The organism is Streptomyces sp. NBC_01244 (assembly GCF_035987325.1).
GTDB lineage: Bacteria > Actinomycetota > Actinomycetes > Streptomycetales > Streptomycetaceae > Streptomyces.
The window spans coordinates 2,060,476-2,084,049 of sequence record NZ_CP108488.1 but is presented as its reverse complement, the minus strand read 5'-3'; the positions used below and the strand labels follow the sequence as shown (position 1 = coordinate 2,084,049).

Genomic DNA, 23,574 nt, shown 5'->3' with positions numbered 1-23,574 from the left:
GCCGTGTCCAGATGACCACCGGCCCTTGGGGGCTGCGCATGTCAGACGAGGCCGCTCCTCCCCACACTTCCCTACCGGGACGCCCCCCGAACCACTGTCAAAGCCACCACCCCACCCGCAGCACAAGCACGCCCACCACCACCCCCGCTCCCGCCCTCCACCCCCAGTTCCGGGGTAGTGGCCGGAAGGCGTTGGCGGCATGGCACGCTTGGGGCATGGCCGTTCAGATCAATCCCAGCATCTTGTCCGCCGACTTCGCCCGGCTCGCCGAAGAGGCGAAGGCCGTTCAGGGGGCCGACTGGCTGCATGTCGACGTCATGGACAACCACTTCGTCCCGAACCTCACCCTCGGCGTGCCGATCGTGGAGTCGCTGAGCCGGGCCACGGACATCCCGCTCGATCTGCACCTCATGATCGAGGACCCCGACCGCTGGGCCCCCCAGTACATCGAGGCCGGTGCCGGCTCCGTGACCTTTCACGCCGAGGCCGCCGCCGCGCCCGTGCGGCTCGCGCGGGAGATCCGGGCCAAGGGGGCGCGGGCGTCCATGGCGCTGAAGCCCGCGACGCCGATCGAGCAGTACGAGGACATCCTTCCCGAGCTCGACATGCTGTTGATCATGACCGTGGAGCCCGGCTTCGGCGGTCAGCCCTTCCTCGACATCATGCTGCCCAAGATCCGCCGGACCCGGGAGCTGATCTCCAAGCACGGCCTGGAGCTGTGGCTGCAGGTCGACGGAGGGGTCTCCGCCACGACCATCGAGCGGTGCGCGGAGGCCGGCGCGGACGTGTTCGTGGCGGGCAGCGCGGTCTACGGAGCGGTCGATCCGGCGGCAGCCGTACGCACGCTGCGTGACCAGGCGGGTGCGGCGATCGCCGCTGCGCCCTGGGCTTGCAACCACTGAACCAAGGCTTGGTGAACAGCTCGGTGAACGGGAGCTGTCCAGGCTGATCAACGGCCGTCGGATCTGACAGGATGAACGGCGAGTCGAGAGTGTGAACACGAGAGTGTGAACAGCAGTGAGGAGAACGCGGTGTCTGCAATGTCGGCGGGACGGTCAGCCCTGCGGATGGGACCCGCGGAGCTGGTGCAGGCGGCGGCCATGGCGCGCCGCTTCTACCTGGAGGGGAAGTCCAAGATCCAGATCGCCGAGGAGTTCGGCGTGAGCCGCTTCAAGGTGGCCCGGGTCCTGGAGACCGCCCTGGAGCGCGACCTCGTACGCATCGAGATCCGCGTGCCGGCCGAGCTGGACGCGGAGCGGTCCGACGCGCTGCGCGCCCGGTACGGGCTGCGGCACGCCGTGGTCGTGGAGTCCCCCGCCGATGCCACCGAGGACGCGCCGGACCCGGAGAACCTGGGTGCCGTGGCCGCCGATCTGCTGGGTGAGCTCGTCAACGAGGGGGACGTGCTCGGCCTCGCGTGGGGGCGGTCGACCATCCACATGGCCGCCTCCCTGCACCGGCTGCCTCCCTGCACCGTCGTCCAGCTGACGGGCGTGTACGACGCCGGTACGGCCGAGCGCGGCTCCGTGGAGGCCGTGCGCAGGGCCGCGCAGGTGTCGGGCGGGGACGCGCACCCGATCTACGCGCCGATGCTGCTGCCCGATCCGGCCACCGCGGCCGCCCTGCGGAACCAGACGGGGATCGCCCGGGCCTTCGAGTACTTCGACAAGGTGACGGTCGCCGCCGTCTCCATCGGGTCCTGGGAGCCGGGCATCTCGACCGTCCACGACATGCTGAGCGACGAGGAGCGGGCGCACTACGCCTCGCTGGGCGTCGCCGCCGAAATGTCCGCCCACCTGTTCGACGCCGAGGGGCGTCGGGTCGGGCGGGACCTTGGCGAGCGGTGCATCACCGTGGAGGCCGACCGGCTGCGCCGGATCCCCGAGGTCGTCGCCATCGCCGGCGGGCTGCGCAAGGCGTCCGCGATCGGGGCGGTGCTGCGCTCGGGGCTCGTGACGAGCCTGGTCACCGACACTGCCGTCGCGGACTACCTGCTGACCGAATCGGAGCCCGGTTTGCGGCCGGCGCTGGAGCGGGCCGACCCCGACGAGTGATTGTTCGGATTGGTCCGATTGTCCGGACGAATGCCGGTCAAACGCGGGCACGTGATGTTCGCCGATGCGGATGGTGCCGTAATTGAGATCCGAACGGCGGACCGTTGGGCGGCCTGCTGGGCGCATACTGGGTGCAATGACAAAGTCCGCAGTACCTCGCCGCCACCTGCCGTCCAGCCCGTTCAAGGCCCCCGTGGAAGCGCCGCTCCGGCACTTCAGCGTCGGCGACCGGGTTACTCACGATGAGCACGGCCTCGGCCGTGTCGTCGCCGTTGAGGAGGGGATCGCTGTCCTCGTTGAATTCGGGCCTGAGGTCCGTAAGCGCATCCTGAGTCCGTACACCAAGATGGCCGCCCTCTGAAGCCATCGCGCGATTCGCGGGCGAATCGGATATTTGGCACGATCGGTGCATGATCTTTCGGAACGTGCCCCGATCGTTGCTGCGTGTGCTGGGGGCCGTGTTCCTCTGCGCGGCGCTGGTCGGTGCGGTGGGTTGCAGCGGGAAGAAACCCGCGCCTGCCGCGGCCACCAGTACGAGCGCGAGCGCCGGCTCCGGCGTTGACGTTGCCCCGAGCGGGGCGGCGAGTTCCGCTGTGCCGACGCCCGGATGGGCGAAGGGGATGGCGACGGTACGGGCCTCGGCATTGCCGCAGCAGGCCCGGGACGTCCTTGCGCTGATCGACAAGGGCGGGCCGTACCAGTACCGGCAGGACGGGACCGTCTTCGGCAACTTCGAGAAGGTCCTGCCGCAGAAGAAGCGCGGCTACTACCACGAGTTCACCGTGAAGACGCCCGGTGAGCGGGACCGTGGGGCCCGGCGGATCGTGACCGGTGGGGGCGGGGAGTTCTTCTACACGGACGACCACTACGAGACCTTCAAGGCGGTTCTCCGATGACTCTGGACCCGCGGCCCCTGGACCCCGCGCTCGAAGCGGCCGAGGCCGCCGGCTGGGCGACCGTACGGCTGGATCTGGGCGGCGTACGGAGCAAGGCGGAGCTGATGCGGCGCGTGGGGCTCGCGCTGGAGGTTCCCGAGTACTTCGGGGGGAACTGGGACGCGCTGGCCGATGCGCTGAGGGATCTGTCGTGGTTGCCGGCTGCGCCGGGGCGGCTGTTCGTGGTGACCGCCTGGCGGGCGTATGCGGAGGCTCGGCCTGCGGACTGGGAGACGTTGAGCGAGATCCTGGAGGAGGCCGTCGATTTCTGGCGGGCCGAGTCCGAGGACGAGGGTGCGGGGCCCGGACTGACGGTGCTGCTCGCCGAGTCCGGCCCGGGGCCGGCTGCCGGGGCGCCGCCCCGGACCCCGCGCCTCAAACGCCGGCGGGGCTGATTTTGCCCCGGCGGGGCCGGATGGCGCGCCGGGGCTGAAGGATTCGTGGCTCCGCCCCGGACCCCGCGCCTCAAACGCCGGCGAGGCTGGATTTGCCCGGGGCTGGAGCTGTCCCCGGCGGAGCTCAGGGGCTCCGCCGGGGGCTGGTGGGTCAGGACTTCGGGATCCAGGGTGGGGTTTGGCCCCAGGACCAGACCGGGATGTCGGCCGCGTCGACCGGGGGTGGGTTGGGGCCCGAGTAGATCAGGGCCATGCGGGTGCCCCATTCGATGTAGTACGCGAAGACCGCGCGGAACTCCGGGTCCGTGGGGAGGCCCACCTCGTCGGCCGTGTCCGTCAGGAGGTCCACCCAGCGGCGGCGCTGCTGCTCGGTGATGCCGCGGCCCAGGTGCTTGGTGGCCATGTGCTGGTGGCCGCCGTGGGCGGCGGTGTACTGCTTCGGGCCGCCGAAGACCTCCGCCAGCCAGACCGCGACGTGCTGGGGATGCTCGGAGTCCATGCCCGCGAAGACCGGGGCGAGGATCTCGTCCTGCAGGGCTCGGGCGTAGAAGACGTCCGTGAGGCGGTTCATCGCCTCCGCGCCGCCCATCCATTCGTAGATGGTGGGCGTGGTGTCCGGTGTGGTGCTCATGACGGGGTGGAAGCCTTTCCGGGGCCGGCCACCTTGGTGACGAGGTAGTGCTGCATTTCCTCGATGGCCGTGACGTACGGGCGGATCGCGCTGAAGAACGCGGGGAAGTGCTCGCCCTTGCGGAATCCGTTCAGGTGGGCGTCGATCGAGGTCCAGCGGATGCGGAGGATGTAGCGCTCGGGCTCTTCCTCGCAGCGGGCGAGTTCGTAGTCGATGCACTCCGGCGAGGCGGCCAGGGCCTCGGAGGCCCTGACGTACGCCTCTTCGAAAGCCGGCTGATCGTCCAATGCGATCCGGTAGCGGATGTATTCGACGGTGGTGGTCATGGTGCGGGCCTCTCCCTGGGGTCGGGCGTTGATCGCCGGTGGTCCGTGCCAGGCTTGCGCGATCTTGCGGGCGCGGGGAGATCTTTCGCCGTTATGACCCGGACTTCTGGGAGTCGGCGAGGTCCGGACCCTCCGCGCGGACCTGCTGGACCCGGTCCAGGGACTCGCGCAGGTCCGTCAGCCAGGTGTCGGTGTTGCGCCCGACCAGGCGGACGCACCAGGCCAGGGCGTCGGCGCGGCTGCGGGCGACGCCGCCCGCGACCAGGGTGTCGAGGACCTGGCGCTCGGGCTGGCGCAGGCGGGTCATGACGGGGACGGCGAGGTGGGTGAAGAGGGTCTGCTCCTCGCCGGACCGGGCGGCCCAGGACACCTTGCGGCGGTAGAGCTCCTCCGCCTCCCGGGCGACGTCCATGCGCTGTTCGCGGGTGCGCTCGCGGAAGGCGGCGACCGATTCGTTGTCGGGGATCGCGCCGACGACGGTGATCTCCTCCCGGTCGACCGTGACCGAGAGGAGCGAGGTGTAGACGTCCACCGGCAGGTGCTCGGCGAACCAGGTGCGGAGCTGTTCGTTCTGCTCGGTTGTAATCATGTAATCAACGGTGCGTCCGGTCGCTCCTTGATCGCAAGTGGGTCGGCTCCGTGTTCGCTCTCAGCCCATCGAGCGGTAGCGGTGGATCAGGGAGACCGCCATGGCTCCCTCGCCCACGCCCGAGGCGACCCGTTTGACCGAGTGGGCCCGTACGTCCCCCGCCGCGAAGACCCCGGGGACGCTGGTCTCCAGCGGGTACGGGGCGCGCTCCAGGCTCCACTCCGCCGGGAGTTCGCCGCCGTTGGAGATCAGGTCCGAGCCGGTGAGGACGAACCCGTACTCGTCCCGCTCGACCACCCCGGCCAGCCACCCCGTGTGCGGGCGGGCGCCGATGAAGGTGAACATGAAGCGGGCCGGGATCTCCTTGTCCTCGCCGGTCTCGGAGTCGTGGAGGGTCAGGCGTTCGAGGTGGTCCTCGCCGTGCAGGCTGACGACCGTCGTGCGGACCCGCACCTCGATGTTGGGGGTGCGCTCGATCTCGTCGATCAGGTAGCGGGACATGCTGTCGTCGAGCGAGGCCGCGCGGACCAGGATGGTGACCCTGGCGGCGTACTTGGCGAAGTGCACGGCGGCCTGGCCGGCCGAGTTGGCCCCGCCGACGATGAACACGTGCTGCGAGATGCACGCCGAGCTCTCGGTGGTCGCCGCGCCGTAGTAGAGCCCGGCGCCCTCGAATCGGTCGGCGCCGGGGGCGTCCAGGCGGTTGTACGAGACCCCGGTGGCCAGGAGCACCGTCTCGGCGCTGATCTCCGTACCGTCCGCCAGGGTCAGGATCTTCGCCGGGTCGTCGCGGGTCAGCGAGGTCACCTCCACCGGGTGCAGGATCTCGGCTCCGAAGCGGGAGGCCTGGATGGTGGCGCGGCGGGTCAGGTCGCCGCCGGAGAGACCCGAGGGGAAGCCCAGGTAGTTCTCGATCAGGCTGGAGGTGCCCGCCTGGCCGCCCGGGGCGCGGGAGTCCAGCATGAGCGTGGACAGGCCCTCGGAGGCCGAGTAGACGCCGGCCGCGAGGCCCGCCGGGCCCGCGCCGACGATGACGCACTCGTAGTGCGGGCGCGAGGCGGTGGTGGCCAGCCCCAGGCGCTGGGCGAGCTGCGTGTCCGTCGGCGCGGAGAGCACCGACCCGTCCGGGAAGCGGACCAGGGGCAGCGCGGCGTCGGGCTGGGCGGCGGCGATCACGGTCAGCGCCTCGGGGTCCCGCTCGACGTTGAGGAAGCGGAAGGGCTGGCCGTTGCGGGTGAAGAAGTCCCGGACGGCGTGGGTGCCGGGGGAGACCAGGTGACCCGCGACGATGATCCCGTCGTACGCCGGGCGGTAGGTGGCGAGCCAGTCGGACAGGAGGTCGTCCAGGACCGGGAAGAGCCGCTCGTGCGGGGGGTCCCAGGGCTTGAGCAGGTAGTAGTCCAGGCGGACCCGGTTGATGGCGGTGATCGCCGCGTCCGTCTCGGCGTACGCGGTGAGGAGCACGCGTCGGGCGTCGGGGAACCGGCTGACGGCCTCCAGCAGGAACTCGACCCCGGTGACGTCCGGCATCCGCTGGTCGACGAGGAAGAGCGCCGGGTCGTGGCCGCGCTCGTCGAGGGAGTCCAGGATCTTGAGGGCGTCGGCCGCCGAGGAGGCGCCGAGCACCCGGTAGCGGTCGCCGTACGCGCTGCGCAGGTCGCGGCGGACGGCGCGCAGCACCTGCGGGTCGTCGTCCACGGCCAGGATGACGGGCTTGCGGTTCTCCGCGCGCGCCGCGGCTTCGGCGGTCGCGGTGGCGGTGCTCGTGGGCGCGGTGCTCGAAGGCGCGCTGGTCGTGGGCGTGCTGCTCGTCGGCGTGCTGCTCGTGGGCGCGGTGCCCGCGGCAGCGGCGCTCTCCGGGGCCGCGCTCACGCCGGGTCCAGCATCAGCTTGTCGGCGTAGCACCAGGCCCAGTCCTCGCCGGGCTCGTGGGAGGCCGCGATGGGGTGCGCGGTGGTCCCGTAGTGCCTGGTGGCGTGACGGTTCTTCGAGGAATCGCAGCAGCCGACGTGCCCGCAGCTCAGGCACATCCGCAGGTGCACCCAGGTGTCACCGGAGACGAGGCACTCCTCGCAGCCCTCGGTGCCGGGTTTCACCGGACGTATCGACTCGATGTGGGTGCACAACAGGTCCATCGTCATCGTCCCCGTCCCTCTCTCGCGCGATCGCGCTCTCGCGCTTCGCGCCCGTGATTGCAGCGCGCCCGTGATTCCGGCGCGTCCAGACCATAAGGCGGGGCCCCGACGACGGTTCAGGTATTCGGCCGAAGTCAGGTAGTCCGGAAGCTACTTCATGACATCGCCGGACGACTTCCTGAGGTGCCCCCATGACCTGGGCGACTACCTCACGAAGTCGCACACCAGCGCTTTGACGGGAACCCCCGGCGCGGCCAGTGTGGGGGACGCCAACGACAACAGGCGGCGCCTGGAGGAATCCGTGAGCAGAAAGATTCTGGTCATTGTCTCCGAACACGGTTACTGGGCCGAGGAACTGATCGGCCCCGTATCGCAGTTCGACGAGCAGGGCTATGAAGTCGTATTCGCCACGCCGACCGGAAAGCGTGCCCACGCTCTCCCGCCGAGCCTCGACGCGAACTACATCGATCCTCCGCTGGGACGCTCGGTCACCACCGAGGAGAACGCCCGGCTGGGCCGGGAGTTCGAGCAGTCGAGCCGACTCGACTCCCCCCTCGACATCGAAGCGTGGGCCCCCGAGCGCCCGTACACGAGCGACTCGGCCTATCTGCCCAAGCTGGAGCAGTACCACCGCGATCTGGACAAGCTCCAGGCCGACATCGCCGGTTTCGACGCCGTGCTCATCGTGGGCGGCAGCGGTCCGATCGTGGACCTCGCCAACAACGAGCGCGTGCACGCCCTGATCCTCGCCTTCAAGAACGCGGGCAAGGTCGTCGCGGCCGAGTGCTACGGCGTCGCCTGCCTGGCCTTCGCCCGGGACTGGGGCGACCGCCGCAGCATCATCTGGGGCAAGCACGTGACCGGCCACTGCAAGGAGTACGACTACAAGGACGGCACCGGATTCCTCGGCACCGATTTCAACATGGGGCCGCCGCCGTATCCGCTGGAGTACATCCTGCGCGATGCGACCGGGCCGCGCGGCGCGTACCACGGGAATTTCGGCCATCCCCTTTCGGTGATCGTCGACTTCCCGTTCGTGACCGGTCGTTCGACCCCCGACTCGTATCTCACGGGGCAGAAGATCGTGGAAGTCCTGGAGAACGGTCTCACCCGGTACGGCTGGTAATTCCGGTAACTCCGGCACGACGGTAAGCAAAGGAGGGGGAGTTCGATGGGTTCTGGAGCCACTCCCGGACGGGAAAGGCTGATCGAGCAGTTCAAGGCCGACGGCCTGGACGTCATGTTCGGAAATCCGGGGACGGTGGAACAGGGATTCCTCGACGCGGTCGACGCGGCGGAGGACTTCCACTACGTCCTCGCCCTCCAGGAGACCGTGGCCGCCGGCATCGCCGACGGCTACGCCCGGGCCACCGGCGGGGCGGCGCTGCTCCAGCTCCACTCCGGGGTGGGGCTGGGCAACGGCATCGGCATGCTCTACCAGTCGCTGCGCGGCCACACCCCGCTCGTCGTCGTCGCCGGTGACGCCGGGGTGCGCTACGACGCCATGGACGCGCAGATGGCGTCCGACCTGGTGGCGATGGCGAAGCCGGTGACCAAGTACGCGACCCGGGTCACCGACCGGCATTCCGTGCTGCGCACCATCCGCCGGGCGGTGAAGATCGCCCTGACCCCGCCGCGCGGCCCGGTGTTCGTGGCGCTGCCGATGGACGTGCTGGACGAGCTCAACTCCGAGCTCGTACTGCCCGCCACGGTGCCCCTCACGGACGTGGCCCCCTCGGCCGCCTCGGTGGGGCGGGCGGCCGAGCTGCTGGCCTCCGCCGAACGGCCGGTGGTCCTCGTCGGGGACGGGGTCTCGCTCTCCGGGGCGCAGCGCGAACTCGTCGCCGTCGCCGAGCTGCTCGGCGCCGACGTGTACGAGGTCGACTCCTCCGAGGTGAACATCGCGGCCTCGCACCCGCTGCGCCGCGGTCAGACGGGCCACATGTTCGGCCCGCACAGCAAGGAGCTGATCGGGGACGCGGACGGGGTGCTGATCGTCGGCACCTACGTCTTCCCCGAGGTGTTCCCGGAGCTGGAGAGCCCCTTCCGGGCCGGTGCGAGGGTCGTGCACATCGACCTGAACGCCTACGAGATCGCCAAGAACCATCCGGTGGACCTCGGGCTCGCCGCCGATCCCCGGCAGGCGCTGCGCGCGCTGGCCGGCGTACTGGAACACGTGCTCACCCCCGCGCAGCGGGCGGCGGCGGCCGGGCGGCTGGACGCGCGGACCCGGGAGCGGGTGCGGGCGGGCCAGGCCGAGCGGGAGGCCAGGGACGCGGACGGGTCGCCGATGGCGGTGTTCCTGCGGACCCTGGCCGAGCGGACGGGCGGGGACCTGATCGTCTTCGACGAGGCGCTGACCACCTCCCCGCTGGTCACCCGGTACCTGCCGCCGGAGCGGCCGGGCGACTACCACCTCACCCGGGGCGGATCGCTGGGCGTGGGCTTCCCGGGCGCGGTCGGCGTCAAGCTGGCCCGGCCGGAGCGGCTGGTCGTCGGTTTCGCCGGCGACGGCGGCTCGATGTACACCTACCAGGCCCTGTGGACCGCGGCCCGGCACGGCATCGAGGCCAAGTTCGTGGTCTGCAACAACCGCAAGTACCGGCTGCTGGACGACAACATCGCCCAGTACTGGCGGGAGCGGGAGATCCCGCAGCACGGTTTTCCGGGCTCCTTCGACCTCTCGCACCCCGAGATCGACTTCGCCGCCCTGGCCCGGTCGCTCGGGGCGGGCGGGATGCGGGTGGAGAAGCCCGACGAGGCGGTCGCCGCGGTGGGCCGGATGCTCGCCCACCCCGGGCCGTTCCTCGTGGACATCCAGATCTGACACGGCCGGATCCGACAACGCCGGATGTGAGCACCGCCGGATCCGACGCACCACACCCGCACGGACCCACGCAGAGCACGGACAGACAGGAGGAGACCGCATGCCCGCCGAGCGGCTGACCGAGGACGCGATCCGCGTCTTCGCCGAGAAGTGGTACGTGGCCCTGGACCAGCACGTCCGGCCGGACCAGGTGCTGGCCCTGATCACCGAGGACCTGGAGTTCAAGGTCCCGGAGGACACCTTCCTCGGCCACCAGGGCTTCGGCCGCTGGTACGAGGCGGTCACGAACCGCTTCTTCGACGAGGTGCACACGGTCACGAAGGTGGAGCCCGTCATCGAGGGCGACCGGGCGGTCGTCCGGGTCCTCGTCAACTGGCAGGCCAAGATCTGGGACCCGCCGGCCGCCCGCAGCGTGTGGCTGGGCTTCGACGCCGACCAGACCTGGACCGTGGTCGCCGGCCCCGACGGGCCGCTGATCCGGCAGTACACCGTCAACGAACTGGCGCCCATGCCCGGTTCCGCCTCCCTCTGAGTGCCGTAGGAGAAGCGACGATGACCGAAGTGACACGGGAGCGGGTCGAGGCGGCGTACCGCGCCCTCGGCTCCGGCGACCGGGCCAGGATCCTGGAGTACTACGCGGAGGACCTGCGCTGGCAGGTCCCCGGCAACCACCCGCTCGCCGGCTGGTACGAGAGCCTGGACGCCTTCCTGGAGCTGATGGGCCAGACCCACAAGCTCACGGGCGGCACCTTCCGCATGGACATCGAAGCGGTTCTCGTCGGCGAGGACTGCAGCGCGGACGTCTGCCGCAACGTCGCCGTGCGCGGCGGCGCCGACGAGTCGAGCCGCTCCCCGTACGAGCGGATGGACTACCCGGTCTTCCACTTCATGCGCTGGCGCGACGGCCGGATCGTCGAGGGCCACGACGGCCTCTTCGGCGACACGGCCACCGCCTTCAGCCAGTTCTGGGCGCCCTTCGCCCCGGACGGAACCCGCAGGGACCAGTAGGGGGTTGAGCGCCATGGACGCGCGGCAGATCTTGCAGAAGTACTACGAGTACGCCAACGCCGGTGACTGGGACAGCTGGTGTGACCTGTTCGCCGAGGACCAGGTCATGGACGAGCAGCTCGCCGGCCACATCGAGGGCCTGGAACTGCTCCGGTCGATGATGAAGGGCATGGGGACGATGTACCGGGTCTTCCGCAACGAGCCCGTGCACTTCCTCGTCGACGGTGAGAAGGCCGCGGCCGTCTCCCACCTGACCGCGGTCACCCCCTCCGGGGAGGAGATCGAGGCCGAGGTCATGAACTTCTTCCGGATCGTGGACGGAAAGATCGCCTACATGGCGAACTACCACGACACGGTTCCCTTCCAGGTGCTCGGCCAGGGCTGAGGGGGCGCGCGATGGCCGTGGATGAGTACGACTACATCGTCGTGGGATCCGGCACCGCCGGCAGCGTCCTCGCGAACCGCCTCTCCGAGGATCCGGACGTCACCGTCCTGGTCCTGGAGGCGGGAGCGGGCCGCATCCCTCCCGAGGTGGACGATCCGTCCTCCTGGTACAAGCTGCTCGGCGGGCCCGTCGACTGGGGCTACACCAGCGTCCCGCAGCCCGGTCTGGACGGCCGCCGCACGTACGAACCGCGCGGCAAGGCCCCCGGGGGCAGCAGCAACCTCTACATCATGATGCACATCCGGGGCCACGCCTCGGACTTCGACAACTGGGCCTATCAGGGTGCGGCCGGCTGGGCGCACGAGGACGTACTGCCCTACTTCTCGCTGCTGGAGGGCCAGGAGGACGTCACCGCGCCGACCACCGGCACCCGCGGGCCGCAGCGGATCACCCACGCGGGGCGGCACGGCCCCAACCCGGTCTCCCGCGCCTTCATCGACGCCGCCGTCGAGCTCGGCCACGAGGAGATCGCCGACTTCAACACCGACGGGCCGCGGCGCGGGCTCTTCGGCACCGGCTGGCACCACATCGACGTGGCCGACGGTCGCCGCCAGGGCGTCCTCGCCGCCTACCTGGAGCCGGCCCTCGACCGCTCCAACCTGACCCTGCGCACCAGTGCGCAGAGCACCCGGCTGCTCTTCGACGGGGACACCTGCACGGGTGTGGAGTACGTCCAGCTCCAGGCTCCCGCGGAGATCCCGGGGCGGACCGTGCGCGACGGCCACAGTGCGGCGGCCGAGCCCGGGCCGCACACCGTCCGGGCCCGCCGGGAGGTGATCGTGGCCGCCGGGGCGATCGAATCGCCGAAGCTGCTGCTGCTCTCCGGGATCGGGCACCCCGAGCAGCTGCGCGAGCACGGCATCGGGACCGTCGCCGCCCTGCCCGGGGTCGGGGAGAACTTCCACAACCACGTCCTGACCGGGCTGATGGCCGAGGTCACCCAGGAACTGCCGCCGCCCGCACAGAACCTGTCGGAGAGCGCGCTGTTCCTCTCGTCCCGGCCGGGGCTGCCGGCGCCGGACCTGCAGATCGCCTTCGTGCACGTGCCGTTCGACGTGATCGTCGGCCGGGACCACCCGAACACGGTGTCCATCCTGCCCGGGGTCGTCCGTCCCGTCTCGCGGGGCTGGATCAGGCTGGCGAGCGCCGATCCGCTGGCCCACCCGCTGATCAACCCGAACTACCTGGGCGACCGCTGGGACCTGGAGCGGATGGTCCAGGGCGTCAAGACCGCCCGGGAGCTCTTCGCCACCTCCGCCTTCTCGCCCTGGTACAAGCAGGAGCTCCAGCCCGGACCCGGCTACGTGTCCGACGAGGACCTGCGCACCTTCGTGAAGCAGAAGTCGGAGAGCTACCACCACCAGGCCGGCTCCTGCCGCATGGGCATCGACGACCTCGCCGTCGTCGACCCCGAACTGCGGGTGCACGGCGTACGGAACCTGCGCGTCGTCGACGCGAGCGTGATGCCCGCCGTCCCGTCGGGCAACTGCCACACCGCCATCGCGATGATCGCCGAGCGCGCGGCGGACTTCCTGAAGGGGGTGTCCCGTGTCTGACGTGGTCCTGCGCGAGGGTGCGCTGACCGGAACCCGGATCGCGGTCCTGGTCGAGAGCGACTTCTACGAACCGGAGATCTTCTACTACGGCCGCCGGTTCGCGGAGGAGGGCGCCGAGGTCGACTTCCTGACCCGGCTGTGGGGCAACGACTCCATCACCTTCTCCGGGCACGAGTACCGGGCGCCGTTCACCGCGACGCAGTCCCTGGAGGGGCTGAGCGACGAGGAACTGCGCCGGTACGCGGCGATCATCGTGCCCTCGGGCATGGTGGCCGACCGGCTGCGGTACACGGAGGACGTGGACGTACTGGCGCCGGCGACGGAGCTGCTGCGCCGGGCCTTCGAGGAGCCGACGGTCCTCAAGGGGATCATCTGCCACGGCATGTGGCTGGCCGCCTCGATCCCGGACAAGGTGCGCGGCCGCAAGGTCGTCTGTCACAACAACCTCATCGGCGACGTCCGCAACATGGGCGGCGAGTACGTGGACGAGGACGTGGTGGTCGACGGCGACCTGGTCACCGGCCGCACCGGGGCCCACCACCACCTGTTCGCCCGCCGGATCATCGAGCTGATCGCCGCCGACCGGGGCGCGCGGGGCGCTCGCGGCGCAGGGGGCGTACCGGGCGCGCGGGGCACGGCCTGATGGCCCCGATGGTCTGGTCGCACGTGGGACTGAACTGCGCCGACCAGAAGACCACCGAGGACTTCTACACCCGGTACTTCGGCTTCGCCCGGGCCCGGGTGGTCGACCTCGGAGACGCCCGGATCATCTTCCTCCGCCAGGGGGACGTGTACCTGGAGCTCTTCGCGGCGGGCACCGAGCCGCCCGCCCGGGAGTACCACGACGGTCCGGCGGCGCCGGGCCGGATGCGCCACCTGGCCTTCCAGACCGACAGCGTGGACGCCTTCCTGGCCACGCTCGGCGACGCGGCCGAAGTGACCCTGGGGCCACTGGACTTCGACGACTTCATCTGCGGGTGGCGGACCGTGTGGGTCCGCGATCCCGACGGGGTGATCGTCGAGGTCAGCCAGGGATTCGAGGACGAGCAGGGACACGAGGACGAGCACGGCCACGAGGACGACCGTGCGCCGATGGGCTCCCACCACGACAAGGACGGTGCATGACATGGCGGACGCCGTGAGCTTCTCCTTCTCCGACACGATCGCCGGCTACGTCGGCCGCTTCGACTCCGAGTCCAGGCTGCTGCGGCTGAAGACCTCGGACGGCCGCGAGTTCGACGTCTCGCTGGCCGGGGACCCCAGCGCCGAGCTGGTCCGCAACCTGGACGAGCCGTACATCGACGCCTCCGGGCACATCGACGAGATGCTCTCGCCGGGACGGTTCCTCTACGTCTACGGGGTGCACTACCCCGAGCAGGGCGGCCGCTTCGAGGCCAAGCGCCTGGTGTTCCTGGGCCGCGGGGCCGAGGACTACCGCTTCGAGGAGCCCAGCTGGTGGATCAAGCAGATCGAATCGCTGGCCGACTTCTACAAGCGGGCGCAGTTCGGCGACGGGCCGGTGGACTTCACCGAGTACCGCACCGAGATCCGGCTCGGCGGTGACAAGACCGCCAGCCACGTCCAGGAGACCGACACGATCTCCCGCCTGGTCTACGGCATGGCCTCCGCCTACCTGCTGACCGGCAAGGACGAGTACCTGGAGGTCGCCGAGCGCGGCACCGAGTACCTGCGCAAGCACATGCGCGTCGTGGACAGCGAGGAGGACGTGGTCTTCTGGTACCACGGCATCAGCGTCGACGGGGACAGCGAACGCAAGCTGTTCACCTCGGAGTTCTCCGACGACTACGACGCGATCCCGATGTACGAGCAGATCTACGCGCTGGCCGGCCCGATCCAGACCTACCGGATCACCGGCGACATCCGGATCAAGAACGACGCCGACGCCACCATCCGGCTGTTCGACAAGTTCTTCAAGGACCCGGAGCAGGGCGGCTACTACTCGCACATCGACCCGATCCTCTTCAGCGCCGACCACGAGTCCCTCGGGGAGAACGCGGAGCGCAAGAACTGGAACTCGGTCGGCGACCACGCGCCCGCGTACCTGATCAACCTGTACCTGGCGACCGGGGAGCAGCGCTACGCGGACTTCCTCGAGTACACCTTCGACACGATCGCGGACAAGTTCCCGGACTACAAGAACAGCCCCTTCGTCCAGGAGCGCTTCTTCCGCGACTGGTCCCACGACACCGCGCACAGCTGGCAGCAGAACCGTGCCGTCGTCGGACACAACCTCAAGATCGCCTGGAACCTGATGCGGATGAACTCGCTGAAGGCCAAGCCGGCCTACGAGGAGCTCGCCCGCAAGATCGGCGAGATCATGCCGGCCGTCGGCAGCGACGTGCAGCGCGGCGGCTGGTACGACGTGGTCGAGCGCGTGAAGTCGGGGGACGAGGAGACGTATCGTTTCGCCTGGCACGACCGCAAGGCCTGGTGGCAGCAGGAGCAGGCGATCCTCGCCTACCTCATCCTGAACGGCACCGTCGGCGGCGACGCGAACCTGCGCGAGGCCCGGCAGGCCCAGGCCTTCTACAACACCTTCTTCCTCGACCACGACGAGGGCGCCGTCTACTTCAACGTGCTCGCCAGCGGTACGCCGTACCTGCTCGGGACCGAGCGGCTCAAGGGCAGCCACTCGATGTCCATGTACCACTCGGCGGAGCTCTGCTACCTGTCCGCCGTCTACAACAACCTGCTCATCAACGGCCGGGAGATGGACTTCCACTTCCAGCCCGACCCGACGAACCTGCCCGACCGCGTGCTGCGCGTCTCGCCCGACCTGCTCCCCGCCGGCTCGGTGCGGATCGCGTCCGTCGAGATCGACGAGAAGCCGTACACGGACTTCGACGCCGACGGACTCACCGTCCGGCTGCCCGACGTCCAGGGCCGGGTCAAGGTCAAGGTCCGGCTGCGCCCGACCGCCCAGTAGCGCTCAACGGGGGCGCCCCACTCAGAGGGGAAAGCAATGACCCTGAACGTGAAGGAACGCCGCAACAAGACGGGCATCGTGCTCGTCGCCACCGGCGAGATCAACAGTGAGACCTCCGGATCGCTGCTGCAGACACTGCTGCCGCTGGTCCGCGAGGGCCGGCCGCTGCGCATCGACCTGACGGCCGTCACCTACGTCTCCAGCGCCGGGCTGCGCACGCTGCTCGTCGTCTACCGCGAGGCCCAGCACGCCGGGGTCGCCGTCACCCTCTACGGGGTGAGCGAGGAAGTCCGGTTCGTCATGTCGGCCACCGGATTCCTCGACTTCTTCTCGACCGGGGAGGCCGAGGCGGCCGCCGCCAAGACGGCCGCCAAGACGCCCGCCAAGACGGCCGCCAAGGCCGCGCGATGAGCGAGCCGGCGTCCGAACAGGTGCTGCGCGTCGACGCGTACCCGACCCACGAGGTGGGCGGGTACCGCGTCCGCGCCGGCAAGCCGTTCCCCTTCGGGGCCAACGTGGTCCCCGGCGGGGTCAGCTTCTCCGTCTTCTCCGACCAGGCCACCTCCATGACCCTGGTCATCTACAAGCGCGGAGAGCCCGAGCCGACGGCCGAGCTGGAGTTCCCCCAGGAATTCCGCACCGGCAGCGTCTTCGCCATGACGGTCTTCGGCCTCGACCACGAGAACATCGAGTACGGGTACCGGGCCGACGGACCCTACGACCCCGTCACCGGGCACCGCTTCGACGCCCGCCAGGTGCTCTCCGACCCGTACGCCCGGCTGATCGCCGGCCGGGACGTGTGGGGCGTGGAGCCGGACCGCAGCCGCGGCTACCAGTACCGCTCCCGCGTCTGCCTCCAGGACTTCGACTGGGGCGACGACACCCCGCTGGGCATCCCCGCCGAGGACCTCGTCGTGTACGAGACCCACGTGCGCGGCTTCACCCGGCACCCCTCCTCGCAGGTCACCGCCCCCGGCACCTTCGCGGGGCTGCGGGAGAAGATCCCGTACCTGAAGGAGCTCGGGATCAACTGCATCGAGCTGCTGCCGGTGTTCGAGTTCGACGAGAGCGACAACCCGCGCACCAACCCGGAGACGGGCGAACAGCTCTTCGACTACTGGGGCTACAACACCGTCTCCTTCTTCGCCCCCAAGGCCGGCTACGCGGCCACCGGACGCTACGGCATGCAGGGCGACGAGTTCCGCACCCTGATCAAGGACCTGCACGCGGCCGGCATCGAGGTCATCCTCGACGTCGTCTTCAACCACACCGCCGAGGGCAACGAGCAGGGCCCCACCATCTCCTTCAAGGGGCTCGACAACGCCACGTACTACATGCTCACGCCCGAGGGGTACTACTTCAACTTCAGCGGCACCGGCAACACCGTCAACTGCAACCACCCCGTCGTGCGCAACTTCGTCCTCGACTGCCTGCGCCACTGGGTCGCCGACTACCACATCGACGGTTTCCGCTTCGACCTCGCGGCCATCCTCGGCCGCTCCCCGGACGGCACCCCGCTGCCCAACCCGCCGCTGCTGGAACTGCTCGCCTACGACCCGGTGCTGCGGCACACCAAGCTCATCGCCGAGGCCTGGGACGCCGGCGGCCTCTACGAGGTCGGCAACTTCCCGGCGTACGGCCGCTGGGCGGAGTGGAACGGCAAGTACCGCGACACCGTGCGCAGCTTCCTCAAGGGCGACCCCGGGGTCACCGGGGAGCTCGCCACCCGGCTCGCCGGCTCGCCCGACCTGTACTCCAGCCGCGGGACCTCGGCGTCGGTCAACTTCCTGACCGCGCACGACGGTTTCAGCCTGGCCGACCTGGTCTCGTACAACGACAAGCACAACGAGGCCAACGGCGAGGGCAACAACGACGGCGGCAACGACAACGCGAGCTGGAACTGCGGGGCCGAGGGGCCGACCGACGATCCCGAGGTGGGCGCGCTGCGGCTGCGCCAGATGAAGAACGCCCTGGCCATCCTCTTCACCAGTCAGGGCATCCCGATGCTGCTGTCCGGCGACGAGGTGGCGCGCACCCAGCAGGGCAACAACAACACGTACTGCCAGGACAACGAACTGTCCTGGTTCGACTGGAGCCAGGTCGACGAGAACTCCGAACTGCTCCGGTTCACCCGGGAGATGATCGCCTTCCGCAAGCGCCACCGCGAACTGCGCTCCACCTCCCACCCCACCGGACAGCTCCGCGACACCCTCGGACTGCCCGACATCAGCTGGCACGGGGAGCGGGCCTGGCAGCCCGACTGGTCGGCGGAGAGCCGGCTGCTGGCGGTGGCCCGCTGCGGCACCGGTGACGACGACGTGGTGTACGCGGCCATGAACTCCCACTGGGAAGCGCACGACCTCGAACTGCCCGCCCTCCCGGGCGGCCGCAGCTGGCACCTGTTCGCGGACACCGGGGCCGAGGCCCCGCACGACATCCGCACCCCCGGCGCCGAACTCGAACTGGAGAACGCCGGCAAGTACCTGATCGGCCCGCGCTCGGTCGTGATCCTGGTCGGCCGCACGCCCGACACCGAGCTCTAGCCCGCGCTCTAGTGCTGTGACCCACGCACCGAAGGAGACCTGACATGCCGCTTTCCGTGTCCCTGAGCATCGAGGGCGACACCACCGTGATCGAGCTGGAGGGCGAACTGGACGCCAAGACCGCGCCGGACTTCCACCAGACCATCGAGAAGGCCGCCGGTCACGGCACCAGCACCGTCGAGATCCGCATGGCCGGGGTCGGCTACATGGCCAGCGCCGGACTGCGCTCCCTGGTCTTCGCCCAGCAGAAGGTGGGGGAGCACGTCACCATCAAGGTGGTCGGCGCCATCGAGCCCGTGTCCCGGACCATCCGGACGGCCGGTCTCGACCGCAGCATCGTGCTCACCGACGACTGAGTCCGATGGACGAGGCGGTCAAGACGGCGAGGATGTCCGCCGAGCTGGAAGTACCCGCCACCCTGGGGGCATTGGGCGACATCGCCGCGCTCGTCCTGCGGCTGGCCGGCGGGGCGGGCCTGGGCAAGGGCGCCTCGTACCGGATCCGGCTGGCCGTGGACGAGCTGGCCACCAACATCGTGATGCACGGGTACCGGGGCGGCGACGGACGGATCACCGTCCGGGGCCGCTCCGGGCCGGGCCGGGTACAGATCTCCATAGAGGACCGCGCCCCGGCCTTCGACCCCGTCCAGGGGCGACTGCCGCCCGAGCCGCACACCGCTCCCGAGCGGCGGCGGATCGGTGGACTCGGCATCCACCTCGCACTGACCAGCGTGGACGAGTTCGACTACGTACGCAGGGACGGCCGCAACATCAGCACGCTGACTGTGATGGCTGAGGGGACGGACCCATGCCCTCCACGACCGTGATCATCCTCGACGAGTATCCGCCACCACCCCTCGAACTCCTCGGAGCGCTGGAGGAGATGGGCGCGGAACTCGTCCCGCGCACGCTGGCCGACCTGCTGGCCGGCCCCCTGGAGGAGCTGCCCGAAGCGGACGTGCTGCTCGCCCCCGCCCAGGCCGACGGGGAGTCCGTACGGACCGTCGTACGCAGACTGCGCCGCTGGGGCGGGGCACCCATCGTGGTCGTCTGGACCGTGACGGAGTTCGCCGCCCTGGAGGAACACGTCCGGATCGGCCACGACTACCTCGTACCGCCCTTCCTGCCCGCCCTCGTCGGGGCCCGGCTGCACAGCTGCTCGGAGCGCGCCGGACTCGGCCGCACCCTGCGCGAAGCCGACGCCCGCGCCGAACTGATGGGCTACGAGAAGGAACTGGAGATCGGGCGCGAGATCCAGGCCGGGTTCCTGCCGGAATCACTGCCGGTCCCCGAAGGCTGGGAGATCGACGTGTGCTTCCGGCCCGCCCGGCAGGTCGCCGGAGACTTCTACGACGTCTTCGAGCTCTCCCGCGGCCGGCGCCTGGCCTTCGTCGTCGCCGACGTCTGCGACAAGGGGGTCGGAGCCGCGCTCTTCATGGCGCTCATCCGCTCCCTGCTGCGGCACACCGCCGAGAACAGCGGCCTCCAGCACCTGGTGGCCGCCGGCCGCACCGGCAACAGCCGGCGCATCCCCGTGGTGGGTGCCACACCGCTGCTCAACGCGGTCACCGCGACCAACGGCTACCTGACCCGCAACCACCTGCGGCAGGGCTACTTCGCCACCCTCTTCTTCGGGGTGCTCGACCCGCTCACCGGATCCCTCGTCTACATCAACGGCGGCCACAACCCGCCGCTGCTGCTGGACGCGGACGGGGGCGAGCCGCGCACCCTGGAGGTCACCGGACCCGCCGTCGGGGTGCTCCCGGACTGTGTGTACACGCTCGGCTACGCCCAGTTGAACCCGGGTGACACGCTCTTCGTGTTCACCGACGGAGTGCCCGAGGCGCGCTGCCCCAGCGGCAGTTTCCTCGGCGACGAGCGGATGCTGGAGCTGCTGGCCGGCCCCCCGGTCAGCGGCAGGGAGGTGGTCGACCGGATGGACACGGCCGTACGCGAACACACGGGAACAGCCGAACAGCACGACGACGTCACCATGCTGGCCCTGCACCGGCCACGCGCGGCGCGGGGGCCGCACGCGGACGGCGCCGATCGCCAGGTCGTGGCCTGATGACCCTGACCATCGTGGTGCACTCGTACCGCGGCGGTACCGGAAAGTCCTCGGTACTGGCGAACCTGGCCCTGCTCCTCGCGGGCGAGGGACGCCGGGTGGGGGTGATCGACACGGACATCCAGTCGCCCACCCTGGACCTGCTCTTCCGGCTGCGCCCCGGCCCCTCGCTCGCCGACTACCTGCTCGGCCGGTGCGAGATCGAGGCCGCCGCCCAGGAGGTCCAGCGCGGACGACCGGGCGGCGGCCGCGGGAGCCTGTACGTCGTGCCGGCGCGGACCGGTACGGCGGCCCTGCGGGAACTCATGACCACCGGCTACGACGTGGGGCTGCTGCCCGAGGGCTTCGACCGGCTGGCCGTGCACCACGCCCTGGACGTCCTGCTGCTCGACACCCATGCCGGGCTCAACAACGAGTCGGTCACCGCGATGGCCAGCGCCGACGTACTGCTGATCATGGCCCGGGCCGACCGGATCGACCTCCTCGGCGTCGAGGAGACCATCGCCCTGACCGGCCGGCTCGCCTGCCGGCGGACCCTGGTGATGAGCATGGCGCCCGAGGGCATCGACCGGGCGGCAGCCCGGCGGCGGGCCGAGGAGGTCTACCGGACCCCCCTGGCCGGAATCCTGCCCTACGTGCCGGAAATGGCCGCGCTCTACGGGGAACGCATATTCTCCGAAGCCCATCCCGACCACCCCCTGGTCGGTGAATTCCGCACCATCATCTCGGCGTTGGACGCACGTGACGAAGTATCGCGTGCCTGACGTCTCCCCCTTACGCCCCTAGCGGGGGGCGTGTTGAATCGGCAGCGAATCGCGCAGCCAGATGAAGGAGAAGAGTCATGAAGATTCTCGTCGTCATGACGGCCAAGGCCACGCTCCATCTGCTGGACGGGGAACAACACCCCTCGGGTTTCTGGGCCGAGGAATTCGCCGTTCCCTACACCCTCTTCAAGAACGCGGGTCACACCGTCGACGTGGCGACGATCGCGGGCGAGACCCCGACGGTCGACCAGACCAGCATCGACCCCCAGTTCCTCCAGTGGGTCCGCCCCCAGGGCTCCGCGGACACGGACGCGGCCAGCGCCGCGGAGTACAGCCGCGTCATAGAGAACACCCCGCAGCTGAGAAACCCGATCGCCCTGGAGACCCTGGGCGAGAAGGACATCGCCGACTACGACGGCATCTACATCAGCGGCGGCCACGGGGCCATCGGCGACCTGCCCAAGTCCGACGAGCTCGCGCAGATCCTGCGCTGGGCCATCGCCCAGGACAAGCCGCTGGCCACCGTCTGCCACGGGCACACCGCCCTGTTGGCCCTGCGCGACGGCGAGGGCCAGTGGCCCTTCGCGGGCTACCGGATGACCGCCTTCTCGCACAGCGAGGAGCTCGTCACCAACATGGCCGGCCGCCTCCCGCTGATCCTGGAGGCCGAACTCACCCGGCTCGGCGCCCGCTACGAGAAGGCCGAAGCGATCTGGGACTCGCACGTGGTGGTGGACCGCAAGCTCACCACCGGCCAGAACCCCTACTCCTCCAAGGCCCTCGCGGAGACGTTCTTACGTCAGCTCGCGCAGGCCTAGCGCCCTGCCCCTCGCACCCGAAACCGGAAGGCAGCCACAGCCATGACCAAGCGCGCGCTCAGCGACCAGCCCTTGGCCAACCCCGGGAAACTGTTCATCGGCGGCACCTGGGTCCCCGCCCGGGACGGCCGTACCGAACCGGACATCAGCCCCGTGGACGGCCAGGAGATCGTGCCGGTGGCCCAGGCGGCCGCCGCCGACGCGGACGCGGCCGTGGCCGCCGCCCGCACGGCGTACGAGGAAGGTCCCTGGAGCAGACTGTCCGCGCAGGAACGCGCGCTGCGGCTGAACCGGGTCGGGGAGCTCATCGAGCGCGACCTGGAGGAGATCGCCCTGCTGGAGACGGTGGACATGGGCAAGCCGTTCGCCTTCTCCTCCACGGTCGACGCCCCCATGGCCGCCCAGCTCATGCACTACTACGCCGGCGCCGTGACCCGGGTGGACGGCTCCTCCCGGGCCCCGGCCGGCGGGCAGCTCGCGTACACCCTGCGCGAACCGCTGGGCGTGGTCTGCGCCATCACCCCCTTCAACTTCCCGCTGCTCCTGTCGATGACGAAGATCGCCCCGGCCCTCGCGGCCGGGAACACGGTGGTCCACAAGCCCTCGCCCGCCACCCCGCTCACCGCCCTGAAGATCGCCGAGCTGTTCCAGGAGGCGGAGATCCCGGACGGCGTGCTGAACGTCATCACCGGTCCGGGCGTGGAACTGGGCGAGACCCTCACCGGCCACCCGGGCATCGACAAGATCGCCTTCACCGGCTCCACCTCGGTCGGCCAGTCGATCATCCGCAAGGCGGCCGGCACTCTGAAGAAGGTGACGATGGAGCTCGGCGGCAAGTCCGCCAACATCGTCTTCGCCGACGCCGACCTCGACGCCGCCGAGGAGCTCGCCTTCTTCGGCATCTACTACAACAAGGGCGAGATCTGCACCGCCGGCTCCCGGCTGCTGCTGCACCGCCCGATCCACGACGAGATGGTCGAACGGCTCGTGGCCCGCGCCGCCGCCCTGCTGCCCGGAGACCCGCGCGACCCGGCCACCCTCTTCGGACCGCTCGCCCACCGCGGACAGTTCGACAAGGTCAGCTCGTACATCGAGGTCGGCGAGAAGGAAGGCGCCGTCCTGCGCATCGGCGGCACCGGCTGGACCCCCGAAGGGGCCTCCTCCGAAGGCCTGTACTTCCTGCCGACCATCTTCACAGGCGTCGACAACTCCATGCGGATCGCCCAGGAGGAGATCTTCGGACCCGTCCTGTCGATCATCCCCTTCGACACCGAGGAGGACGCCGTACGCATCGCCAACGACAGCGCGTACGGCCTCGCCGCCGGCGTCCACACCAAGGACCTGCGGCGCGCCCACCGGGTCGCCTCGCAGATCAAGGCCGGCACGGTCTGGGTCAATTGCTACAACCAGTACGACCCCGCCGTGCCCTACGGCGGCTACAAGGCCTCCGGCTACGGGCGCGAGTGCGGCCCCGAGTCCCTGGAGAGCTACACCCAGACCAAGTCGGTCTGGATCGGAATGGACTGACACCCGC

27 protein-coding genes are annotated in these 23,574 nt (G+C 70.0%); 22 read left to right on the top strand and 5 right to left on the bottom strand.

Annotation, left to right across the window (positions count from 1 at the left end; all coding sequences use genetic code 11):
- The first annotated feature begins 215 nt into the window (after window positions 1-215).
- From rpe to OG247_RS09060, 5 genes are all read left to right on the top strand, one after another.
- A complete protein-coding gene (gene rpe / locus OG247_RS09080) occupies window positions 216-902 on the top strand; it encodes a ribulose-phosphate 3-epimerase (protein ID WP_327251757.1) in 687 nt (228 codons plus the stop codon).
- A 138-nt stretch (window positions 903-1,040) separates the two neighbouring features.
- Window positions 1,041-2,054, top strand: a complete 1,014-nt coding sequence (locus tag OG247_RS09075) for a sugar-binding transcriptional regulator (protein ID WP_243334549.1) — start codon at window positions 1,041-1,043, stop codon at window positions 2,052-2,054.
- Between the two features lie 136 nt (window positions 2,055-2,190).
- Window positions 2,191-2,415: a hypothetical protein gene (locus OG247_RS09070; RefSeq protein WP_112452447.1), complete on the top strand. Its 225-nt coding sequence runs from the start codon at window positions 2,191-2,193 to the stop codon at window positions 2,413-2,415.
- A gap of 49 nt (window positions 2,416-2,464) precedes the next feature.
- Window positions 2,465-2,950 (top strand): ribonuclease, encoded by a 486-nt coding sequence (locus OG247_RS09065; protein WP_327251756.1) that lies wholly within the window; start codon window positions 2,465-2,467, stop codon window positions 2,948-2,950.
- Complete coding sequence (locus tag OG247_RS09060; protein WP_327251755.1) at window positions 2,947-3,384, top strand: barstar family protein; 438 nt, start codon at window positions 2,947-2,949, stop codon at window positions 3,382-3,384. The genes OG247_RS09065 and OG247_RS09060 overlap by 4 nt, the downstream gene beginning before the upstream one ends.
- 151 nt (window positions 3,385-3,535) lie before the next feature.
- Here the strand turns inward: OG247_RS09060 and OG247_RS09055 are convergent, their stop codons facing one another.
- The 5 genes from OG247_RS09055 to OG247_RS09035 form a co-directional block, all read right to left on the bottom strand.
- A complete protein-coding gene (locus OG247_RS09055) occupies window positions 3,536-4,015 on the bottom strand; it encodes a group II truncated hemoglobin (protein ID WP_327251754.1) in 480 nt (159 codons plus the stop codon).
- Window positions 4,012-4,341, bottom strand: a complete 330-nt coding sequence (locus tag OG247_RS09050) for a putative quinol monooxygenase (protein WP_327251753.1) — start codon at window positions 4,339-4,341, stop codon at window positions 4,012-4,014. Before OG247_RS09050 ends, OG247_RS09055 begins: the two co-directional genes overlap by 4 nt.
- A gap of 91 nt (window positions 4,342-4,432) precedes the next feature.
- Complete coding sequence (locus OG247_RS09045; RefSeq protein ID WP_327251752.1) at window positions 4,433-4,930, bottom strand: hypothetical protein; 498 nt, start codon at window positions 4,928-4,930, stop codon at window positions 4,433-4,435.
- Between the two features lie 60 nt (window positions 4,931-4,990).
- A complete protein-coding gene (locus tag OG247_RS09040) occupies window positions 4,991-6,634 on the bottom strand; it encodes an FAD-dependent oxidoreductase (RefSeq protein ID WP_327257396.1) in 1,644 nt (547 codons plus the stop codon).
- A gap of 164 nt (window positions 6,635-6,798) precedes the next feature.
- Entirely contained in the window at window positions 6,799-7,071 is a 273-nt protein-coding gene (locus tag OG247_RS09035) for a UBP-type zinc finger domain-containing protein (RefSeq protein WP_250741351.1), read from the bottom strand.
- A 295-nt stretch (window positions 7,072-7,366) separates the two neighbouring features.
- Here OG247_RS09035 and OG247_RS09030 point away from each other — a divergent pair, with 295 nt between their 5' ends.
- The 17 genes from OG247_RS09030 (at window position 7,367) to OG247_RS08950 (ending at window position 23,567) form a co-directional block, all read left to right on the top strand.
- On the top strand, window positions 7,367-8,191 hold the full coding sequence (locus tag OG247_RS09030) for a type 1 glutamine amidotransferase domain-containing protein (RefSeq protein WP_274547903.1): 825 nt from the start codon (window positions 7,367-7,369) through the stop codon (window positions 8,189-8,191).
- Between the two features lie 45 nt (window positions 8,192-8,236).
- Window positions 8,237-9,892 (top strand): thiamine pyrophosphate-binding protein, encoded by a 1,656-nt coding sequence (locus OG247_RS09025; protein ID WP_327251751.1) that lies wholly within the window; start codon window positions 8,237-8,239, stop codon window positions 9,890-9,892.
- A 100-nt stretch (window positions 9,893-9,992) separates the two neighbouring features.
- Window positions 9,993-10,424, top strand: coding sequence for a nuclear transport factor 2 family protein (locus tag OG247_RS09020; protein ID WP_327251750.1), 432 nt, complete (start codon window positions 9,993-9,995; stop codon window positions 10,422-10,424).
- 20 nt (window positions 10,425-10,444) lie between these two features.
- The gene (locus tag OG247_RS09015; RefSeq protein WP_266910467.1) at window positions 10,445-10,900 is read left to right on the top strand and encodes a nuclear transport factor 2 family protein; all 456 of its coding nucleotides are present in this window, start codon (window positions 10,445-10,447) and stop codon (window positions 10,898-10,900) included.
- Window positions 10,901-10,913: 13 nt separating this feature from the next.
- Window positions 10,914-11,285, top strand: a complete 372-nt coding sequence (locus OG247_RS09010) for a nuclear transport factor 2 family protein (protein ID WP_327257395.1) — start codon at window positions 10,914-10,916, stop codon at window positions 11,283-11,285.
- Window positions 11,286-11,296: 11 nt separating this feature from the next.
- A complete protein-coding gene (locus tag OG247_RS09005) occupies window positions 11,297-12,901 on the top strand; it encodes a GMC family oxidoreductase (protein ID WP_327251749.1) in 1,605 nt (534 codons plus the stop codon).
- The gene (locus OG247_RS09000; RefSeq protein ID WP_327251748.1) at window positions 12,894-13,544 is read left to right on the top strand and encodes a DJ-1/PfpI family protein; all 651 of its coding nucleotides are present in this window, start codon (window positions 12,894-12,896) and stop codon (window positions 13,542-13,544) included. Before OG247_RS09005 ends, OG247_RS09000 begins: the two co-directional genes overlap by 8 nt.
- Before the next feature lie 8 nt (window positions 13,545-13,552).
- Entirely contained in the window at window positions 13,553-14,026 is a 474-nt protein-coding gene (locus OG247_RS08995) for a VOC family protein (RefSeq protein ID WP_327251747.1), read from the top strand.
- Between the two features lies 1 nt (window position 14,027).
- Window positions 14,028-15,848: an AGE family epimerase/isomerase gene (locus OG247_RS08990; RefSeq protein ID WP_327251746.1), complete on the top strand. Its 1,821-nt coding sequence runs from the start codon at window positions 14,028-14,030 to the stop codon at window positions 15,846-15,848.
- 36 nt (window positions 15,849-15,884) lie between these two features.
- Window positions 15,885-16,259 carry an STAS domain-containing protein gene (locus tag OG247_RS08985; protein ID WP_327251745.1) on the top strand — a complete coding sequence of 125 codons (375 nt, stop codon included), beginning with the start codon at window positions 15,885-15,887 and terminating at the stop codon, window positions 16,257-16,259.
- Window positions 16,256-18,391: a glycogen debranching protein GlgX gene (gene glgX, locus OG247_RS08980; protein WP_327251744.1), complete on the top strand. Its 2,136-nt coding sequence runs from the start codon at window positions 16,256-16,258 to the stop codon at window positions 18,389-18,391. Before OG247_RS08985 ends, glgX begins: the two co-directional genes overlap by 4 nt.
- Window positions 18,392-18,435: 44 nt before the next feature.
- On the top strand, window positions 18,436-18,747 hold the full coding sequence (locus OG247_RS08975; protein ID WP_327251743.1) for an STAS domain-containing protein: 312 nt from the start codon (window positions 18,436-18,438) through the stop codon (window positions 18,745-18,747).
- Between the two features lie 5 nt (window positions 18,748-18,752).
- Window positions 18,753-19,217, top strand: coding sequence for an ATP-binding protein (locus OG247_RS08970; RefSeq protein ID WP_327251742.1), 465 nt, complete (start codon window positions 18,753-18,755; stop codon window positions 19,215-19,217).
- A complete protein-coding gene (locus tag OG247_RS08965) occupies window positions 19,199-20,458 on the top strand; it encodes a PP2C family protein-serine/threonine phosphatase (protein WP_327251741.1) in 1,260 nt (419 codons plus the stop codon). Before OG247_RS08970 ends, OG247_RS08965 begins: the two co-directional genes overlap by 19 nt.
- Window positions 20,458-21,222, top strand: a complete 765-nt coding sequence (locus tag OG247_RS08960) for a MinD/ParA family protein (RefSeq protein WP_327251740.1) — start codon at window positions 20,458-20,460, stop codon at window positions 21,220-21,222. Before OG247_RS08965 ends, OG247_RS08960 begins: the two co-directional genes overlap by 1 nt.
- Before the next feature lie 77 nt (window positions 21,223-21,299).
- Window positions 21,300-22,040, top strand: coding sequence for a type 1 glutamine amidotransferase domain-containing protein (locus tag OG247_RS08955; protein WP_327251739.1), 741 nt, complete (start codon window positions 21,300-21,302; stop codon window positions 22,038-22,040).
- Between the two features lie 42 nt (window positions 22,041-22,082).
- Window positions 22,083-23,567: an aldehyde dehydrogenase family protein gene (locus OG247_RS08950; RefSeq protein WP_327251738.1), complete on the top strand. Its 1,485-nt coding sequence runs from the start codon at window positions 22,083-22,085 to the stop codon at window positions 23,565-23,567.
- Window positions 23,568-23,574: the final 7 nt, after the last annotated feature.

Excerpts from the sequence above, each read along its gene's own strand:
- OG247_RS09045 (WP_327251752.1), bottom strand. The coding sequence starts at position 4,930 with ATGATTACAACCGAGCAGAACGAACAGCTCCGCACCTGGTTCGCCGAG.
- OG247_RS08975 (WP_327251743.1), top strand. The coding sequence starts at position 18,436 with ATGCCGCTTTCCGTGTCCCTGAGCATCGAGGGCGACACCACCGTGATC.
- OG247_RS09075 (WP_243334549.1), top strand. The coding sequence starts at position 1,041 with ATGTCGGCGGGACGGTCAGCCCTGCGGATGGGACCCGCGGAGCTGGTG.
- OG247_RS08985 (WP_327251745.1), top strand. The coding sequence starts at position 15,885 with ATGACCCTGAACGTGAAGGAACGCCGCAACAAGACGGGCATCGTGCTC.
- OG247_RS09025 (WP_327251751.1), top strand. The coding sequence starts at position 8,237 with ATGGGTTCTGGAGCCACTCCCGGACGGGAAAGGCTGATCGAGCAGTTC.
- glgX (WP_327251744.1), top strand. The coding sequence starts at position 16,256 with ATGAGCGAGCCGGCGTCCGAACAGGTGCTGCGCGTCGACGCGTACCCG.
- OG247_RS08950 (WP_327251738.1), top strand. The coding sequence starts at position 22,083 with ATGACCAAGCGCGCGCTCAGCGACCAGCCCTTGGCCAACCCCGGGAAA.
- OG247_RS09005 (WP_327251749.1), top strand. The coding sequence starts at position 11,297 with ATGGCCGTGGATGAGTACGACTACATCGTCGTGGGATCCGGCACCGCC.
- OG247_RS09055 (WP_327251754.1), bottom strand. The coding sequence starts at position 4,015 with ATGAGCACCACACCGGACACCACGCCCACCATCTACGAATGGATGGGC.
- OG247_RS08995 (WP_327251747.1), top strand. The coding sequence starts at position 13,553 with ATGGTCTGGTCGCACGTGGGACTGAACTGCGCCGACCAGAAGACCACC.
- OG247_RS09020 (WP_327251750.1), top strand. The coding sequence starts at position 9,993 with ATGCCCGCCGAGCGGCTGACCGAGGACGCGATCCGCGTCTTCGCCGAG.
- OG247_RS09010 (WP_327257395.1), top strand. The coding sequence starts at position 10,914 with ATGGACGCGCGGCAGATCTTGCAGAAGTACTACGAGTACGCCAACGCC.
- OG247_RS08960 (WP_327251740.1), top strand. The coding sequence starts at position 20,458 with ATGACCCTGACCATCGTGGTGCACTCGTACCGCGGCGGTACCGGAAAG.
- OG247_RS08990 (WP_327251746.1), top strand. The coding sequence starts at position 14,028 with ATGGCGGACGCCGTGAGCTTCTCCTTCTCCGACACGATCGCCGGCTAC.
- OG247_RS09060 (WP_327251755.1), top strand. The coding sequence starts at position 2,947 with ATGACTCTGGACCCGCGGCCCCTGGACCCCGCGCTCGAAGCGGCCGAG.
- rpe (WP_327251757.1), top strand. The coding sequence starts at position 216 with ATGGCCGTTCAGATCAATCCCAGCATCTTGTCCGCCGACTTCGCCCGG.
- OG247_RS09065 (WP_327251756.1), top strand. The coding sequence starts at position 2,465 with ATGATCTTTCGGAACGTGCCCCGATCGTTGCTGCGTGTGCTGGGGGCC.
- OG247_RS09015 (WP_266910467.1), top strand. The coding sequence starts at position 10,445 with ATGACCGAAGTGACACGGGAGCGGGTCGAGGCGGCGTACCGCGCCCTC.
- OG247_RS08965 (WP_327251741.1), top strand. The coding sequence starts at position 19,199 with ATGCCCTCCACGACCGTGATCATCCTCGACGAGTATCCGCCACCACCC.
- OG247_RS09070 (WP_112452447.1), top strand. The coding sequence starts at position 2,191 with ATGACAAAGTCCGCAGTACCTCGCCGCCACCTGCCGTCCAGCCCGTTC.
- OG247_RS09035 (WP_250741351.1), bottom strand. The coding sequence starts at position 7,071 with ATGACGATGGACCTGTTGTGCACCCACATCGAGTCGATACGTCCGGTG.
- OG247_RS08955 (WP_327251739.1), top strand. The coding sequence starts at position 21,300 with ATGAAGATTCTCGTCGTCATGACGGCCAAGGCCACGCTCCATCTGCTG.
- OG247_RS09050 (WP_327251753.1), bottom strand. The coding sequence starts at position 4,341 with ATGACCACCACCGTCGAATACATCCGCTACCGGATCGCATTGGACGAT.
- OG247_RS08970 (WP_327251742.1), top strand. The coding sequence starts at position 18,753 with ATGGACGAGGCGGTCAAGACGGCGAGGATGTCCGCCGAGCTGGAAGTA.